General features: G+C 51.0%; 14 protein-coding genes and 1 riboswitch. Of the genes, 12 read left to right on the forward strand and 2 right to left on the reverse strand.

Features of this window, described 5'->3' with window-relative positions; translation table 11 throughout:
• The first annotated feature begins 130 nt into the window (after nucleotides 1-130).
• The 6 genes from argC to oxyR all read left to right on the forward strand — a co-directional run bounded on the left by argC (nucleotide 131) and on the right by oxyR (nucleotide 7601).
• The gene (gene argC, locus D9742_RS18420; RefSeq protein ID WP_130237814.1) at nucleotides 131-1135 is read left to right on the forward strand and encodes an N-acetyl-gamma-glutamyl-phosphate reductase; all 1005 of its coding nucleotides are present in this window, start codon (nucleotides 131-133) and stop codon (nucleotides 1133-1135) included.
• Nucleotides 1136-1142: 7 nt separating this feature from the next.
• Nucleotides 1143-1919 carry an acetylglutamate kinase gene (gene argB, locus D9742_RS18425; protein ID WP_130237815.1) on the forward strand — a complete coding sequence of 259 codons (777 nt, stop codon included), beginning with the start codon at nucleotides 1143-1145 and terminating at the stop codon, nucleotides 1917-1919.
• Between the two features lie 60 nt (nucleotides 1920-1979).
• Entirely contained in the window at nucleotides 1980-3353 is a 1374-nt protein-coding gene (gene argH, locus D9742_RS18430; RefSeq protein WP_130237816.1) for an argininosuccinate lyase, read from the forward strand.
• Nucleotides 3354-3867: 514 nt separating this feature from the next.
• Nucleotides 3868-5082, forward strand: coding sequence for a D-mannonate dehydratase ManD (manD, locus tag D9742_RS18440; RefSeq protein ID WP_130237817.1), 1215 nt, complete (start codon nucleotides 3868-3870; stop codon nucleotides 5080-5082).
• A 66-nt stretch (nucleotides 5083-5148) separates the two neighbouring features.
• Nucleotides 5149-6432, forward strand: coding sequence for an MFS transporter (locus D9742_RS18445; RefSeq protein WP_130237818.1), 1284 nt, complete (start codon nucleotides 5149-5151; stop codon nucleotides 6430-6432).
• A 251-nt stretch (nucleotides 6433-6683) separates the two neighbouring features.
• Nucleotides 6684-7601, forward strand: coding sequence for a DNA-binding transcriptional regulator OxyR (gene oxyR / locus D9742_RS18450; RefSeq protein ID WP_130237819.1), 918 nt, complete (start codon nucleotides 6684-6686; stop codon nucleotides 7599-7601).
• On the opposite strand, the gene sthA is transcribed toward oxyR, so the two are convergent.
• Complete coding sequence (sthA, locus tag D9742_RS18455) at nucleotides 7584-8984, reverse strand: Si-specific NAD(P)(+) transhydrogenase (protein ID WP_130237820.1); 1401 nt, start codon at nucleotides 8982-8984, stop codon at nucleotides 7584-7586. The two genes, oxyR and sthA, sit on opposite strands and share 18 nt — an antisense overlap.
• 329 nt (nucleotides 8985-9313) lie before the next feature.
• Between sthA and D9742_RS18460 the strand changes: the two genes are divergently transcribed.
• The 4 genes from D9742_RS18460 (at nucleotide 9314) to D9742_RS18475 (ending at nucleotide 12952) form a co-directional block, all read left to right on the forward strand.
• Entirely contained in the window at nucleotides 9314-10480 is a 1167-nt protein-coding gene (locus D9742_RS18460) for a M20 aminoacylase family protein (protein ID WP_130237821.1), read from the forward strand.
• 42 nt (nucleotides 10481-10522) lie between these two features.
• Entirely contained in the window at nucleotides 10523-11839 is a 1317-nt protein-coding gene (locus D9742_RS18465) for a citrate-proton symporter (RefSeq protein WP_130237822.1), read from the forward strand.
• A 103-nt stretch (nucleotides 11840-11942) separates the two neighbouring features.
• Complete coding sequence (gene fabR / locus D9742_RS18470; RefSeq protein WP_001309117.1) at nucleotides 11943-12593, forward strand: HTH-type transcriptional repressor FabR; 651 nt, start codon at nucleotides 11943-11945, stop codon at nucleotides 12591-12593.
• The gene (locus tag D9742_RS18475; RefSeq protein WP_000806411.1) at nucleotides 12593-12952 is read left to right on the forward strand and encodes a YijD family membrane protein; all 360 of its coding nucleotides are present in this window, start codon (nucleotides 12593-12595) and stop codon (nucleotides 12950-12952) included. Before fabR ends, D9742_RS18475 begins: the two co-directional genes overlap by 1 nt.
• A gap of 39 nt (nucleotides 12953-12991) precedes the next feature.
• On the opposite strand, the gene trmA is transcribed toward D9742_RS18475, so the two are convergent.
• Complete coding sequence (trmA, locus tag D9742_RS18480) at nucleotides 12992-14092, reverse strand: tRNA (uridine(54)-C5)-methyltransferase TrmA (protein WP_000187028.1); 1101 nt, start codon at nucleotides 14090-14092, stop codon at nucleotides 12992-12994.
• Nucleotides 14093-14205: 113 nt separating this feature from the next.
• A riboswitch (cobalamin riboswitch) is annotated at nucleotides 14206-14396 on the forward strand.
• A gap of 64 nt (nucleotides 14397-14460) precedes the next feature.
• Between trmA and btuB the strand changes: the two genes are divergently transcribed.
• Together btuB and murI are read left to right on the forward strand one after the other, a co-directional pair.
• Nucleotides 14461-16305, forward strand: a complete 1845-nt coding sequence (btuB, locus tag D9742_RS18485; protein ID WP_130237823.1) for a TonB-dependent vitamin B12 receptor BtuB — start codon at nucleotides 14461-14463, stop codon at nucleotides 16303-16305.
• Entirely contained in the window at nucleotides 16250-17107 is an 858-nt protein-coding gene (gene murI, locus D9742_RS18490) for a glutamate racemase (protein WP_130237824.1), read from the forward strand. Before btuB ends, murI begins: the two co-directional genes overlap by 56 nt.
• The last annotated feature ends 35 nt before the right edge of the window (nucleotides 17108-17142 follow it).

Genomic DNA, 17142 nt, shown 5'->3' on the forward strand with positions numbered 1-17142 from the left:
TAGTATCAATATTCATGCAGTAATTGTGAATAAAAATACACTAACGTTGAGCGTAATAAAACCCACCAGCCGTAAGGTGAATGTTTTACGTTTAACCAGGCAACCAGACATAAGAAGGTGAATAGCCCCGATGTTGAATACGCTGATTGTGGGTGCCAGCGGTTACGCTGGCGCAGAGCTAGTGACCTATGTAAATCGCCATCCGCATATGAACATAACCGCTTTGACTGTCTCAGCGCAAAGCAATGATGCGGGAAAGTTAATCTCCGATTTGCATCCGCAGCTCAAAGGCATCGTTGATCTGCCGTTACAGCCGATGTCGGATATCAGCGAGTTTAGCCCAGGGGTGGACGTGGTGTTTCTCGCCACCGCCCATGAAGTTAGCCACGATTTAGCGCCGCAATTTCTCGAAGCAGGCTGTGTGGTGTTCGACCTCTCTGGCGCGTTTCGTGTTAACGACGCCGCCTTCTATGAAAAATATTACGGCTTTACCCATCAATACCCGGAACTGCTGGAACAGGCAGCCTACGGTCTGGCGGAGTGGTGCGGTAATAAATTAAAAGAAGCGAACTTGATTGCGGTGCCGGGCTGTTATCCGACGGCGGCGCAGCTGGCGCTGAAACCGTTGATTGATGCCAATCTTCTTGACCTCAATCAGTGGCCGGTGATTAACGCCATCAGCGGCGTGAGTGGTGCAGGGCGTAAAGCGGCCATTTCAAACAGCTTTTGTGAAGTGAGCCTGCAACCGTATGGCGTCTTTACCCATCGCCATCAACCGGAGATCGCCATGCATCTTGGTGCTGACGTGATTTTCACCCCGCATCTGGGTAATTTCCCACGCGGCATTCTGGAAACCATTACCTGCCGCCTGAAACCGGGCGTGAGCCCGGCACAAGTCGCGCAAGCGTTACAACAGGCGTATGCACATCAACCGCTGGTGCGGCTGTATGACAAAGGCGTTCCGGCGCTGAAAAACGTCGTCGGGCTGCCGTTCTGCGATATTGGGTTTGCCGTTCAGGGCGAGCACCTGATTATCGTGGCGACCGAAGACAACTTACTGAAAGGCGCGGCGGCACAAGCGGTACAGTGCGCCAATATTCGTTTCGGCTATGCCCAAACGCAGTCTCTTATTTAAGGGTGCAATGATGAATCCATTAATTATCAAACTGGGCGGCGTATTGCTGGATAGCGAAGAGGCGCTGGAGCGTCTGTTTAGCGCACTGGTGAAATATCGCGAGTCACATCAGCGTCCGCTGGTGATTGTTCACGGCGGCGGCTGCGTGGTGGATGAACTAATGAAAGGGCTGAATCTGCCGGTGAAAAAGAAAAACGGCCTGCGGGTGACGCCTGCCGATCAGATAGACATTATCACCGGAGCACTGGCGGGAACGGCAAATAAAACCCTGCTGGCGTGGGCGAAGAAACATCAGATTGCGGCCGTAGGTTTGTTTCTCGGTGACGGCGACAGCGCCAAAGTGACCCAGCTCGATGAAGAGTTAGGCCATGTTGGACTGGCGCAGCCAGGTTCGCCTAAGCTTATCAATACATTGCTGGAAAACGGTTATCTGCCGGTGGTTAGCTCCATTGGCGTGACAGACGAAGGGCAACTGATGAACGTCAATGCTGACCAGGCAGCGACGGCGCTGGCGGCAACGCTGGGCGCGGATCTGATTTTGCTCTCTGACGTCAGCGGCATTCTCGACGGTAAAGGGCAACGTATTGCCGAAATGACCGCCGCGAAAGCAGAACAACTGATTGAGCAGGGCATTATTACTGACGGCATGATAGTGAAAGTGAACGCGGCGCTGGATGCTGCGCGCACGCTGGGCCGCCCTGTAGATATCGCCTCCTGGCGTCATGCGGAACAGCTTCCGGCACTGTTTAACGGTATGCCTATTGGTACGCGGATTTTAGCTTGAGTTTTGTTGGCCGGAGGCATCGCTATTCGGCATTGAATTTCAAAATAAGGAAACAGAGTTATGGCACTTTGGGGCGGGCGTTTTACCCAGGCAGCAGATCAACGGTTCAAACAATTCAACGACTCACTGCGCTTTGATTACCGTCTGGCGGAGCAGGATATTGTTGGCTCTGTGGCCTGGTCCAAAGCCCTGGTCACGGTAGGCGTGTTAACCGCAGAAGAGCAGGCGCAACTGGAAGAGGCGCTGAACGTGCTGCTGGAAGATGTTCGCGCCAGACCACAACAAATCCTTGAAAGCGACGCCGAAGATATCCATAGCTGGGTGGAAGGCAAACTGATCGACAAAGTGGGCCAGTTAGGCAAAAAGCTGCATACCGGGCGTAGCCGTAATGACCAGGTTGCGACCGATCTAAAACTGTGGTGCAAAGATACCGTTAGCGAGTTGCTGATGGCTAACCGTCAGCTGCAATCCGCTCTGGTCGAGACGGCGCAGAATAATCAGGACGCGGTGATGCCGGGCTATACCCACCTGCAACGCGCCCAACCGGTGACGTTCGCGCACTGGTGCCTGGCGTATGTTGAGATGCTGGCGCGTGATGAAAGCCGCTTGCAGGATGCGCTTAAGCGTCTGGATGTCAGTCCGTTAGGCTGTGGCGCACTGGCGGGAACGGCCTATGAAATTGACCGTGAACAGTTAGCTGGCTGGTTGGGCTTTGCTTCGGCAACGCGTAATAGCCTCGACAGCGTTTCTGACCGCGATCATGTGCTGGAACTGCTGTCCGCTGCCGCTATTGGCATGGTGCATCTGTCGCGTTTTGCTGAAGATCTGATTTTCTTTAACACCGGCGAAGCGGGGTTTGTCGAGCTTTCTGACCGCGTGACTTCCGGTTCATCATTAATGCCGCAGAAAAAAAACCCGGATGCGCTGGAGCTGATCCGCGGTAAATGCGGTCGTGTGCAGGGCGCGTTAACCGGCATGATGATGACGCTGAAAGGCCTGCCGCTGGCCTACAACAAAGATATGCAGGAAGATAAAGAAGGCCTGTTCGACGCCCTCGACACCTGGCTGGACTGCCTGCATATGGCGGCGTTGGTGCTGGACGGGATTCAGGTGAAACGCCCGCGTTGCCAGGAAGCGGCGCAGCAGGGTTACGCGAATGCCACTGAACTGGCTGATTATCTGGTGGCGAAAGGCGTACCGTTCCGCGAGGCGCACCATATTGTGGGTGAAGCGGTGGTGGAAGCCATTCGTCAGGGCAAACCGCTGGAGGAGTTGCCGCTCGCCGAGTTGCAGAAATTCAGCCCGGTGATTGGCGAAGATGTCTATCCGATTTTGTCGCTGCAATCGTGCCTCGACAAGCGTGCGGCAAAAGGCGGCGTCTCACCGCAGCAGGTGGCACAGGCGATTGCTTTTGCAAGGGCACGGTTAGAGTAATTTGTTTATATTACTCCCCTGAAAATGGGGAGCTTACCTCATGCGCTTCGCTTATCACGCCTACAAACTAGCGACACTACGTAGGCGGAGAAGGCGTTTACGCCGCATCAGGCAGAAATTTGTCAGCATTCTGGTGACCTTAAATTTAACGCCCAACCAGAACCATTATTTGTCACATTCCTTTTTATTCCAGAGCCTTCTTTTACGTTCGCTCCTCGCATAAAAAATTTTTTAAATACATTAAGCAATACACATTTTAATTAATTTAATATAATTAATTTCTATTGCTCTGCTCATTTTTAAGATTAATGGAGTTTGTTATGTGATTATTTAACGTGTTGTTTTAACGATGATGGTTAATTATTCAGGTGATTTTTGAGGGTATTTTTGTTCCTCTGCGGAAATTTTTGTTTTTAATGTGATCACGGTTGAATAATCGCTCTTTCTCTCTTGTATGGTAGTAGGCGTAAATTTAAGTTTGAAGCGTCTATTTACAACACAGGAGATTGCAATAATGAAAATTATTGCTGCGGATGTTTTTGTTACTTGTCCCGGGCGTAATTTCGTTACGCTTAAAATAACCACTGAAAGCGGACTTTGTGGATTGGGAGATGCCACGTTAAATGGTCGCGAATTGTCGGTCGCTTCTTATCTGAAAGATCATCTTTGCCAACAATTAATTGGCCGCGATGCCAGTCGTATCGAAGATATCTGGCAATTCTTTTATAAAGGTGCTTACTGGCGACGTGGCCCCGTCACGATGTCAGCCATTTCTGCCATTGATATGGCGTTGTGGGATATCAAAGCTAAAGCGGCAAATATGCCATTATATCAACTGCTTGGTGGTGCTTCTCGTGAAGGCGTGATGGTTTATTGCCACACCACCGGGCGCACGATTGATGAAGTCCTTGAAGACTACGCAAAGCACCAGCAGATGGGCTTTAAGGCGATTCGTGTGCAGTGCGGTGTACCGGGTATGCAAACTACTTATGGCCTGGCGAAGGGCAAAGGACTGGCGTACGAACCGGCAACCAAAGGCCTGTGGCCGGAAGAACAGTTGTGGTCTTCAGAAAAGTATCTCGATTTTACGCCGAAGTTATTTGAAGCGGTGCGTAATAAGTTCGGTTTTAACGAACATCTGTTGCATGACATGCACCATCGCCTGACCCCCATCGAAGCGGCGCGCTTTGGGAAGAGCATTGAGGATTACCGCCTGTTCTGGATGGAAGATCCAACACCTGCCGAGAATCAGGCGTGTTTCCGTTTGATGCGCCAACATACCGTGACCCCGATTGCGGTCGGCGAAGTGTTTAATAGCATCTGGGACTGCAAGCAGTTAATCGAAGAGCAGCTAATTGACTATATTCGCACGACGATTACCCATGCAGGCGGCATTACCGGGATGCGGCGGATTGCCGATTTTGCATCGCTTTATCAGGTACGTACCGGTTCGCACGGCCCTTCAGATTTATCGCCTGTTTGTCATGCGGCGGCGCTGCATTTTGACCTATGGGTACCAAATTTTGGCGTTCAGGAGTACATGGGCTATTCCGAACAAATGCTTGAAGTCTTCCCGCACAGCTGGCGCTTCGATGAAGGTTATATGCACCCAGGCGATGAACCGGGGCTGGGTATTTCTTTCGATGAGAAACTGGCGGCGAAATATCCGTATGACCCGGCGTATCTCCCCGTCGCACGACTGGAAGATGGCACATTGTGGAACTGGTAATAACGGTTCGCTTAATTATTTTCTGAATAGTCATCAAATCGATTAATTCCGCTCAAGGAGCTAAAAATGGACGTTGATGTGTCAACCAGTGTTGCGGGTAATAAACCGCAACGGATCCGTCGTATTCAGACAGTGACGCTGGTTTTATTATTTATGGCGGGGATTGTTAATTTTCTCGACCGTTCGTCATTGAGCGTGGCAGGCGAAGCGATTCGTGGCGAGCTAGGATTATCGGCGACAGAGTTTGGTTTTTTGCTTTCTGCATTTTCTCTGTCTTATGGTTTTTCACAACTTCCTTCCGGTATTTTGCTAGACCGCTTTGGCCCACGAATAGTTTTAGGCGCAGGCTTAATATTCTGGTCATTAATGCAGGCATTAACAGGAATGGTTAATTCTTTTAGCCACTTTATTTTAATGCGTATTGGTCTGGGAATTGGTGAAGCACCATTTATGCCAGCGGGGGTGAAATCCATCACCGACTGGTATGCACAAAAAGAACGCGGCACGGCGTTGGGGATTTTTAATTCATCTACCGTTATCGGTCAGGCTATTGCGCCTCCTGCTCTGGTGCTGATGCAGTTAGCGTGGGGCTGGCGGGCGATGTTTGTCATTATCGGCGTGGCGGGGATTCTGGTTGGGATCTGTTGGTACGCGTGGTACCGCAATCGGGCGCAGTTTGTCCTGACCGAGGAAGAACGGACGTATCTCTCCGCACCGGTTAAACCGCGTCCACAACTGCAATTTAGTGAATGGCTGGCGCTGTTTAAGCATCGGACAACCTGGGGGATGATTTTAGGTTTCTCTGGCGTCAACTATACAGGCTGGCTCTACATCGCGTGGTTACCCGGTTATTTACAGGCCGAGCAAGGTTTCAGTTTGGCAAAAACGGGTTGGGTGGCAGCGATTCCTTTCCTCGCAGCGGCAGTCGGAATGTGGGTTAACGGTATTGTTGTCGATCGGCTGGCGAAAAAAGGCTACGACCTGGCGAAGACGCGTAAAACGGCTATTGTCTGCGGTTTGATGATGTCGGCATTAGGCACGTTGCTGGTAGTGCAATCTTCCTCACCAACGCAAGCGGTGGCGTTTATCTCAATGGCACTGTTCTGTGTGCATTTCGCGGGAACATCTGCATGGGGACTGGTTCAGGTGATGGTGTCTGAAACAAAAGTGGCTTCCATCGCCGGTATTCAAAACTTTGGCAGTTTTGTCTTTGCTTCCTTTGCCCCGATCGTAACCGGTTGGGTAGTGGATACTACGCATTCGTTTAATCTGGCACTGGTTATCGCCGCCTGTGTGACCTTCACTGGTGCACTGTGTTACTTCTTTATTGTCAAAGATCGCATTGAGTAACCGTTACTATCAGGCTCTTTTGCTGTGGGCCTGTAGAATAAAAAAAAGCGGATCCTGGAGATCCGCAAAAGTTCACGTTGGCTTTAGTTATTCGAGTTGAGAAACTCTCGAAACGGGCAGTGACTTCAAGGGTTAAAAGAGGTGCCGCTCCGTTTCTGCGCGCAATTATCAGTCACAATGCTTGATAGGGATAATCGTTCGTTGCTATGCTACCTATCGCCATGAACTATCGTGGCGATGGAGGATGGATAATGAATATTCGTGATCTTGAGTACCTGGTGGCACTGGCCGAGCACCGCCATTTTCGCCGTGCGGCAGATTCCTGCCACGTCAGCCAGCCAACCTTGAGTGGGCAAATTCGTAAGCTGGAAGATGAGCTGGGCGTGATGTTGCTGGAGCGGACCAGCCGTAAAGTGTTATTCACCCAGGCGGGAATGCTACTGGTGGATCAGGCGCGTACCGTGCTGCGCGAGGTGAAAGTCCTTAAAGAGATGGCAAGCCAGCAGGGCGAGACAATGTCCGGGCCGCTGCATATTGGTTTGATTCCAACGGTTGGGCCTTACCTGCTGCCGCATATTATCCCGATGCTGCACCAGACCTTTCCGAAGCTGGAAATGTATCTGCATGAAGCGCAGACCCATCAGTTACTGGCGCAACTGGACAGTGGCAAACTCGACTGCGTGATCCTCGCGCTGGTGAAAGAGAGCGAAGCATTCATTGAAGTGCCGTTGTTTGATGAACCCATGCTGTTGGCAGTCTATGAAGATCACCCGTGGGCTAATCGCGAATGTGTGCCGATGGCCGATCTGGCAGGGGAAAAACTGCTGATGCTGGAAGATGGTCACTGTCTGCGCGATCAGGCCATGGGTTTCTGCTTTGAAGCTGGAGCGGATGAAGATACCCACTTCCGCGCGACCAGTCTGGAGACGCTGCGCAACATGGTGGCCGCAGGTAGCGGGATCACTTTACTGCCTGCGCTGGCTGTACCGCCAGAACGCAAACGCGATGGTGTGGTTTATCTGCCGTGCATTAAGCCGGAACCACGTCGTACCATTGGCTTGGTTTATCGTCCAGGCTCACCGCTGCGCAGCCGCTATGAGCAGCTGGCAGAGGCCATCCGCGCAAGAATGGATGGCCATTTCGATAAAGCGTTAAAACAGGCGGTTTAAGCCGTTTAATGCCGCTACCCGATAGGCTTCCGCCATGGTCGGGTAGTTAAAGGTGGTGTTGACGAAGTATTCAATAGTGTTGCCGCCACCTTTCTGTTCCATAATCGCCTGACCGATATGAATAATTTCGGCAGCGCGCTCACCAAAGCAATGGATCCCCAGAATCTCTTTCGTTTCCCGATGGAACAAAATTTTCAGCGTACCCACGTTCATACCGACGATTTGTGCGCGAGCCAGATGTTTAAACTGGGCGCGGCCCACTTCATACGGCACTTTCATCGCGGTCAGCTGCTGTTCGGTTTTGCCCACGGAGCTGATTTCTGGAATGGTGTAGATCCCCGTCGGGATATCCTCAATCAGATGCGCGGTGGCTTCACCTTTCACCAGCGCCTGCGCGGCGATGCGCCCCTGGTCATAGGCCGCTGAAGCCAGGCTCGGATAGCCAATCACATCGCCCACCGCGTAAACGTGCGGCTGCGCGGTCTGATACATGCTGTTGACCTTCAGCTGTCCGCGACTGTCAGTTTCCAGCCCAATGTTCTGTAACGCCAGCGAATCGGTATTACCGGTGCGGCCGTTGGCATAGAGCAGACAGTCGGCTTTCAGTTTTTTACCCGACTTCAGATGCATGATCACACCGTCGTCACAGCCTTCAATCTTCTCGTACTCTTCGTTGTGACGAATCACTACGCCACTGTTCCAGAAGTGATAAGAGAGAGAATCTGACATCTCCTGATCAAGAAACGCCAGCAGACGATCGCGGGTATTGATCAGATCTACTTTCACATCCATGCCACGGAAGATCGATGCGTATTCACAGCCGATCACCCCTGCACCATAAATAAGCACATGGCGCGGTTCGTGATGCATACTAAGAATCGAATCGCTGTCGTAAATGCGCGGATGGGTAAAATCGACGTCTGCTGGATGATAAGGGCGTGAGCCGCAGGCTATGACAAATTTTTCTGCGGTTAACGTTTCGACCGTGCCGTCCGGGCAGTCCAGCGCCAGCGTGTGCTCGTCAACGAAGCGGGCATTCCCCTGCAATATTTCGCAGTGATTACGTTCGTAAAATCCCTGACGCATGCGCGTTTGTTGATTTATCACGTTATCGGCATGGTTAAGGATATCGGCAAAAGAAGAGCGGAGTAGTCGCGAATGGTCGCTGTAAAGTGGGTTTTGATTAAATTCTATAATGCGGCTGACGGCGTGACGAAGAGCTTTCGACGGGATGGTGCCCCAGTGGGTGCAACCGCCGCCAACATTTTGATAACGCTCGATAACTGAGACGCGCGCACCTTGCTTAACCAGGCCCATTGCAGCGCCTTCGCCGCCGGGGCCGGAACCTATTACTATGGCATCGTAATCGTAGGAATGTGGCATGGTAGGGCTTACCTGTTCTTATACATAAAAGCAACAGAATGGTAACATTTTATCGCGGGTAAGCCAATTGATCCCCGTCATTAATCTGGCTATAGCGTGAGCGGCCTTTGCTTTGTCTGCCTCCTTCTTAACCCATTTATTCACTATTAATCGCTTTTTATTATGGCTGATAGTTTTATCTTGCCGAAGCGTGCTTTTTTGTTATTGTCTTTATGAAATCTTCTTATAAAACAAACATATAAATATTTTATATTGATGCGTTATTTATATTTATACCATCAATAAAATCCGTTAATTAACCTGTTTATAAGTGAATAAAGGAATAACCGATGATCGAACACTACATTCGTGGGTTTGCGGAAGAGTTGCGCGAGATCCGCCACCAAATCCACGAAAACCCGGAGCTGGGATTACAAGAATTTAAAACCAGTGCTTTGGTTGCGGAAAAGCTGCGTCAGTGGGGCTATGAAGTAGAGCAAGGACTGGCGACGACGGGGATAGTGGCCACGTTAAAAGTGGGCGACGGAGAGAAAAGTATTGGCCTGCGGGCGGATATGGATGCGCTGCCAATTTATGAAAATAGTGGCAAGCCCTGGGCCAGTAAACATCCTGGTTTAATGCACGCCTGCGGGCATGACGGGCATACCACCATACTGCTGGGGGCCGCGCGTTATCTTGCCGAAACTCGTCGTTTTAACGGCACGTTACGTCTTATCTTCCAGCCTGCGGAAGAGATGATTAACGGCGGCGAGATTATGGTCAAAGAAGGTCTTTTTGACCACTTCCCCTGCGATGTGATTTTCGGCATGCACAACATGCCGGGCTTGCCGGTTGGCAAGTTTTTCTTCCAGCCTGGGGCGTTAATGGCGTCAATGGATCAGTTCCACATCACTGTTCGTGGTTGTGGAGGGCATGGCGCAATTCCGCACAAAGCCATCGATCCGGTGCTGGTCGCGGCACATATCACTACCGCATTACAAAGCATTGTGGCGCGCAATGTCGATCCGCTGGAAGCGGCGGTAATTACCGTTGGCAGCATTGTTGCAGGGGAGGCGGCTAACGTCATTCCTGACAGTGCTGAGATGAAAATCAGCGTCCGCTCTCTTAGCCGCGATACCCGACAACTTCTTCTGACCCGTATTCCTGCTCTGGCACAAGCCCAGGCTGCCAGCTTTGGCGCTACTGCTGATGTGACGCATGTTAACGGTACACCGGTATTAGTGAATGACGAGGAGATGGCGCGCTTCGCCTGGCAGGTGGCGTGTAAAACGTTTGGTGAAGAGCGGGCCGAGTTTGGCATCAAGCCTCTGATGGGCAGTGAAGATTTCTCTTTCATGCTGGAAGCCCAGCCGAAAGGCGCTTTTTTGCTGTTCGGTAATGGCGATGTCGGGGAAGGGGCATGCATGGTGCATAACCCGGGCTACGACTTCAACGATCAAAGTTTGGTCCCGGCAAGCAGCTACTGGGGCGCACTGGTAGAAGCCTGGCTGCAATAAATAAAACAACACACAACAACACTTTTTGGCAAGGAACATGGAATGACGGTGATCGTAAATGGAAGCGTGATTGTGAAGAAAAAGCCCAGCGGTAAGCGGGTGATTTTTGCTTCGGCGTTTGGCAATGCACTCGAATTTTTTGATTTTGGCGTTTACAACTTTTTTGTGGTCTATATCAGTACGCTTTTCTTCCCACCCAGTGCTGATAAAAACGTCGCGCTACTGCTGGCATTTGCCACTTTCGGCGTGAGCTTTTTTATGCGCCCGCTTGGTGGAATTATCGTCGGGGCCTGGGCCGATCGTTTCGGACGCAAACCCGCGATGGTGTTCACCATTGCCCTGATGAGCCTCGGTACACTGATGATCGGCATCGCACCGACGTATGAAACGGCGGGCTATTGGGGAACCGCAACTCTGGTACTGGCGCGTTTGATTCAGGGCGTTGCGGCAGGTGGTGAAGTCGGGGCTTCAATGTCGCTTCTGGTGGAGTCGGCCCCGGTAAATCGTCGCGGTTTTTACAGCAGTTGGTCGCTGGCGACCCAGGGCCTGGCAACAACTTTTGGGGGTGTTGTCGCTTTAGGTTTAAGTGCATGGCTGCCCTTTGCGACCGGTTCAGAAACCGTAATGGCCGAATGGGGCTGGCGTGTGCCATTTTTTATTGGTGTGCTTTTAGCGCCCATCGGTTGCTGGCTGCGTCTGAGCCTGGAAAATGATGTGCCTGAACCTGTACACAATAAAAAAGCCGCTGCCAGCGAAAGCGCGTTCTCTCTGCTCCTGCAACATAAAGCAACTATCGTTAACGGCGTTTTACTCGCTATTGGTAGCACGGTCGCAACCTATATCTCCCTCTTTTATTACGGTACATGGGCGGCGAAGTATTTAGGAATGAATCAAAACTATTCTCATGCAGCGATGTTACTGGCGGGCGTTATTACGTTTGTGGGTGCGCTGCTTGTGGGGATGCTATGTGATTCGGTCGGGCGTAAAAAGCTGATTTTAATCTCTCGTGTGATGGTGCTGATCTGTAGCTGGCCTTCGTTCTGGCTATTGGTGAATTACCCCAGTCCCGGTATGTTGCTGACGGTCGTTTTCGTGATGGTCAGCTTTACCACGCTTGGTGGGGTACCGGTAATGTTGCTGATTTCCGAACTGTTGCCGAAACGGATTCGGGCATTAGGTTTTGCGCTGGTTTATAGCATTGGTGTGGCAATCTTTGGCGGTTTTGCGCAATATTTCGCCACGCAATCCATCGTGTTGCTGGATAGTTTGACGGCTCCGGCGTGGTATCTGGGTGGAGGCACGTTGCTGTCGATGCTGGCGTTGTTGTACGTAAAAGAACCGGCCAAAGAATTGCAGTAAATATGTTTTATTGCGTTACCGTTCATTCACAACACTGGAGCAATCCAGTATGTTCATTCTCTGGTATAGTGCCAGCAGTACTTTTGGCAAGGATTCAGACATCGTGATGGGCGTAAGAGCGCAGCAAAAAGAAAAAACCCGACGTTCGCTGGTAGAAGCCGCATTTAGCCAATTAAGTGCTGAACGCAGCTTCGCCAGCCTGAGTTTGCGTGAAGTGGCGCGTGAAGCGGGCATTGCTCCCACCTCTTTTTATCGGCATTTCCGCGACGTAGACGAACTTGGCCTGACCATGGTTGACGAGAGTGGTTTGATGCTGCGTCAGCTTATGCGCCAGGCGCGTCAGCGTATCGCTAAAGGCGGGAGTGTGATCCGCACCTCGGTATCTACATTTATGGAGTTCATCGGTAATAATCCTAACGCCTTCCGGTTATTATTGCGGGAACGCTCCGGCACCTCCGCCGCGTTTCGTGCCGCTGTTGCGCGTGAAATTCAGCACTTCATTGCGGAACTTGCGGACTATCTTGAACTCGAAAACCATATGCCTCGCGCGTTTACTGAAGCGCAAGCCGAAGCAATGGTGACGATTGTCTTCAGTGCGGGTGCCGAGGCTTTGGATGTTGGCGTCGAACAACGTCGGCAATTAGAAGAGCGACTGGTACTGCAACTACGAATGATTTCGAAAGGGGCTTATTACTGGTATCGCCGTGAACAAGAGAAAACCGCAATTATTCCGGGAAATGTGAAGGACGAGTAATGAAACAAGCAAATCAAGATAGAGGTACGCTGCTGCTGGCGTTGGTTGCTGGCTTATCGATTAATGGTACTTTCGCCGCGCTGTTTAGCTCCATTGTGCCGTTTTCTGTATTCCCGATTATTTCCCTGGTGCTGACAGTTTACTGCCTGCATCAACGTTATCTTAATCGCACTATGCCGGTTGGCTTGCCGGGTCTGGCGGCTGCCTGTTTTATTCTAGGCGTTCTGTTGTATAGCACGGTGGTTCGTGCAGAATATCCGGATATCGGTTCTAATTTCTTCCCGGCTGTGCTGTCCGTCATTATGGTGTTCTGGATTGGTGCGAAGATGCGTAACCGTAAGCAGGAAGTCGCAGAGTAACAGGTATCATGCCGGATGCTGGCGCATCCGGCATGGTTGTTATTTCGCAGTCAGTAATACGCCGCACTCCATATGGTGCGTGTAGGGGAATTGATCAAACAGAGCCAGACGTTCAACCTTGTGCGTCTGGCTTAATGTTTCCAGATTCTTACATAACGTTTCCGGGTTACAGGAGATGTACAAAATACGCGGATACGCCTGCACCATTTTCTCGGTTTCACTGTCCAGACCGCTGCGCGGCGGGTCGACAAAAATGGTTTCGCACTGATAGCTCTTTAAGTCGATCCCTTGCAGGCGGTTAAACTCGCGTACACCATTCATCGCCTGAGTAAATTCTTCTGCCGCCATACGAATAATTTGTACGTTATCAATATGGTTAGCTGCAATGTTGTACTGTGCGGCGGCGACCGAGGGTTTGGCGATTTCTGTCGCTAAGACCCGATCAAAATTGCGCGCCAGCGCTAATGAAAAATTACCGTTGCCGCAGTACAGCTCCAGCAAATCACCTTTTGAGCCTTTGGTCACGTCCAGTGCCCATTCCAGCATCTGAATATTCATCGCGGCGTTCGGCTGGGTGAAACTGTTTTCTACCTGACGGTAGATCATCTCTTTTCCGGCGACCGGTAGACGTTCGTCGATGTAATCTTGATCCAGCTCGATTTTGGTCTTCGTTGCCCGACCAATCAGATGCACATTTAAATTTTGCGCGCGCAACGCATCGCGCAGAGCTTCTGCCTGTTGACGCCATTCGTCATCCAGCTTTTTATGGTACAGCAGGGAAACCACCGCCTGATTACTCAGCGTGGTGAGGTAGTCAATCTGGAACAGCTTGTGGCGTAGAACAGGATTATTACGCACACCCGCAATCATCGCCGTCATCAACTGGTTGATAAGTTCACTGGCGGCGGGGAAGCTATCCACGCGGATGCGGCTTTTGGTTTGCTGATCGAAAATGATGTGGTACAGGTCATCGCCATCGTGCCAGATGCGGAACTCCGCACGCATCCGGTAATGGCTGACCGGCGAGCGAAACACTTCCGGAACCAGGTCAGAAAATGGTGCCATCATACTTTGCAAACGTACCACTTTTTCGGCTAACTGCGCTTCATACTGCTCGGTTGGAAGGTGTTCGGGGGTCATGATGTATCCTGAAAAATTAAAGTACGCGGCGATTGTAGGGATTGCCCATCAGATGTCCAGATCTTGATGAATTCCTATTTGTGAGCTACGTCTGGACAGCAACTTGTTACAACCTGTAGCATCCACTTGCCGGTCCTGTGAGTTAATAGGGAATCCAGTGCGAATCTGGAGCTGACGCGCAGCGGTAAGGAAAGGTGCGATGATTGCGTTATGCGGACACTGCCATTCGGTGGGAAGTCATCATCTCTTAGTATCTTAGATACCCCTCCAAGCCCGAAGACCTGCCGGCCAACGTCGCATCTGGTTCTCATCATCGCGTACTATCGGTGAAACCTGCGGCATCCTTCTTCTATTGTGGATGCTTTACAATGATTAAAAAAGCTTCGCTGCTGACGGCGTGTTCCGTCACAGCCTTTTCTGCTTGGGCACAGGATACCAGCCCGGATACTCTCGTCGTTACTGCTAACCGTTTTGAACAGCCGCGCAGCACTGTGCTTGCACCAACTACCGTTGTGACGCGTCAGGATATCGACCGCTGGCAGTCGACCTCGGTCAATGATGTGCTGCGCCGTCTCCCTGGCGTGGATATCACCCAAAACGGCGGTTCAGGTCAGCTCTCATCTATTTTTATTCGCGGTACAAACGCCAGTCATGTGTTGGTGTTAATTGATGGCGTACGCCTGAATCTGGCAGGGGTGAGTGGTTCTGCCGATCTGAGTCAATTCCCTATCGCACTTGTCCAGCGTGTAGAATATATCCGCGGGCCGCGCTCCGCCGTTTATGGTTCCGATGCAATAGGCGGGGTGGTTAATATCATTACGACGCGTGATGAACCCGGAACGGAAATTTCAGCGGGGTGGGGAAGCCATAGTTATCAGAACTACGATGTCTCTACGCAGCAACAACTGGGGGATAAGACTCGGGTAACCCTGTTGGGCGATTATGTTTATACCCATGGTTATGATGTTGTCGCTTACGGCAATACAGGAATGCAAGCGCAGCCTGATAACGATGGTTTCTTAAGTAAAACGCTTTATGGTGCGCTGGAACATAATTTTACCGATGCCTGGAGCGGTTTTGTGCGCGGCTATGGCTATGATAACCGTACCAATTATGACGCGTATTATTCTCCGGGTTCACCATTGGTCGATACCCGTAAACTCTATAGTCAAAGTTGGGATACCGGGCTGCGCTATAACGGCGAACTGATAAAATCACAACTCATTACCAGCTATAGCCATAGCAAAGATTACAACTACGATCCGCATTATGGTCGTTATGATTCGTCGGCGACGCTCGATGAGATGAAGCAATACACCGTCCAGTGGGCAAACAATGTCATTGTTGGTCACGGTAGTATTGGTGCGGGTGTCGACTGGCAGAAACAGACTACGACGCCGGGTACAGGTTACGTTGAGGATGGATATGATCAACGTAATACCGGCATCTATCTGACCGGGCTGCAACAAGTCGGCGATTTTACCTTTGAAGGCGCAGCACGCAGCGACGATAACTCACAGTTTGGCCGTCATGGAACATGGCAAACCAGCGCCGGATGGGAGTTCATCGAAGGCTATCGTTTTATCGCTTCTTATGGCACATCCTACAAGGCACCTAATCTTGGGCAACTGTACGGCTTCTACGGTAATCCGGATCTGGACCCTGAGAAAAGCAAACAGTGGGAAGGCGCGTTTGAAGGCTTAACCGCAGGAGTGAACTGGCGTATTTCCGGATATCGTAACGATGTTAGTGACTTAATCGATTATGACGACCATATCCTGAAATATTACAACGAAGGGAAAGCGAGAATTAAAGGTGTCGAGGCGACCGCCAATTTTGATACCGGACCACTGACGCATACTGTGAGTTACGATTATGTTGATGCCCGTAACGCAATTACCGACGCACCGTTGTTACGCCGCGCTAAACAGCAGGTGAAATACCAGCTCGACTGGCAGTTGTATGACTTCGACTGGGGTATTACTTATCAGTATTTAGGCACTCGCTATGATAAGGATTACTCATCTTATCCTTATCAAACCGTTAAAATGGGCGGTGTGAGCTTGTGGGATCTTGCGGTTGCATATCCGGTCACCTCTCATCTGACAGTTCGTGGTAAAATAGCCAACCTGTTCGACAAAGATTATGAGACAGTCTATGGCTACCAAACTGCAGGACGGGAATACACCTTGTCTGGCAGCTACACCTTCTGAACCACGTCCCACCGTGCTGGTGTTTGACTCCGGCGTCGGTGGGTTGTCGGTCTATGACGAGATCCGGCATCTCTTGCCGGATCTCCATTACATTTATGCTTTCGATAACGTCGCTTTCCCTTATGGCGAAAAAAACGAAGAGTTTATTGTTGAGCGAGTGGTGGAAATTGTCACTGCGGTGCAAGAGCGTTACCCCCTTGCGCTGGCTGTTGTGGCTTGCAACACCGCCAGTACCGTCTCACTTCCTGCATTACGCGAGAAGTTTGCGTTCCCGGTTGTCGGTGTCGTTCCTGCAATTAAGCCAGCGGCACGTCTGACAGCTAATGGCATTGTCGGGTTGCTGGCAACTCGTGGTACGGTAAAACGTTCTTATACCCATGAGCTAATCGCGCGTTTCGCTAATGAATGCCAGATAGAAATGCTGGGCTCGGCAGAGATGGTTGAGCTGGCTGAAGCGAAGCTGCATGGCGAAGAGATTTCTCTGGATGCGCTGAAACGAATCCTACGCCCATGGTTAAGAATGAAAGAACCACCAGATACCGTTGTTCTGGGGTGTACCCACTTTCCTCTATTACAAGAAGAACTGTTACAGGTGCTGCCAGAGGGAACCCGACTGGTGGATTCAGGCGCTGCGATTGCCCGCCGAACGGCCTGGCTGCTGGAACATGAAGCTCCTGAGGCAAAATCTGCCGATGCGAACATTGCCTTTTGCATGGCCATGACGCCAGAGGCTGAACAATTATTGCCCGTTTTACAGCGTTACGGTTTCAAAACGCTCGAAAAACTGGCAGTTTCAGGCTGATTTGGTTGAATGTTGCGCATTCGGAAAATTATTTT

Source organism: Escherichia sp. E1V33 (assembly GCF_004211955.1).
Classification (GTDB): Bacteria; Pseudomonadota; Gammaproteobacteria; order Enterobacterales; family Enterobacteriaceae; genus Escherichia.

Bases quoted from the DNA above. Each gene is read 5' to 3' on its own strand.
- argC (WP_130237814.1), top strand. From the start codon at position 131: ATGTTGAATACGCTGATTGTGGGTGCCAGCGGTTACGCTGGCGCAGAG.
- argB (WP_130237815.1), top strand. From the start codon at position 1,143: ATGATGAATCCATTAATTATCAAACTGGGCGGCGTATTGCTGGATAGC.
- argH (WP_130237816.1), top strand. From the start codon at position 1,980: ATGGCACTTTGGGGCGGGCGTTTTACCCAGGCAGCAGATCAACGGTTC.
- manD (WP_130237817.1), top strand. From the start codon at position 3,868: ATGAAAATTATTGCTGCGGATGTTTTTGTTACTTGTCCCGGGCGTAAT.
- D9742_RS18445 (WP_130237818.1), top strand. From the start codon at position 5,149: ATGGACGTTGATGTGTCAACCAGTGTTGCGGGTAATAAACCGCAACGG.
- oxyR (WP_130237819.1), top strand. From the start codon at position 6,684: ATGAATATTCGTGATCTTGAGTACCTGGTGGCACTGGCCGAGCACCGC.
- sthA (WP_130237820.1), bottom strand. From the start codon at position 8,984: ATGCCACATTCCTACGATTACGATGCCATAGTAATAGGTTCCGGCCCC.
- D9742_RS18460 (WP_130237821.1), top strand. From the start codon at position 9,314: ATGATCGAACACTACATTCGTGGGTTTGCGGAAGAGTTGCGCGAGATC.
- D9742_RS18465 (WP_130237822.1), top strand. From the start codon at position 10,523: ATGACGGTGATCGTAAATGGAAGCGTGATTGTGAAGAAAAAGCCCAGC.
- D9742_RS18475 (WP_000806411.1), top strand. From the start codon at position 12,593: ATGAAACAAGCAAATCAAGATAGAGGTACGCTGCTGCTGGCGTTGGTT.
- trmA (WP_000187028.1), bottom strand. From the start codon at position 14,092: ATGACCCCCGAACACCTTCCAACCGAGCAGTATGAAGCGCAGTTAGCC.
- btuB (WP_130237823.1), top strand. From the start codon at position 14,461: ATGATTAAAAAAGCTTCGCTGCTGACGGCGTGTTCCGTCACAGCCTTT.
- murI (WP_130237824.1), top strand. From the start codon at position 16,250: ATGGCTACCAAACTGCAGGACGGGAATACACCTTGTCTGGCAGCTACA.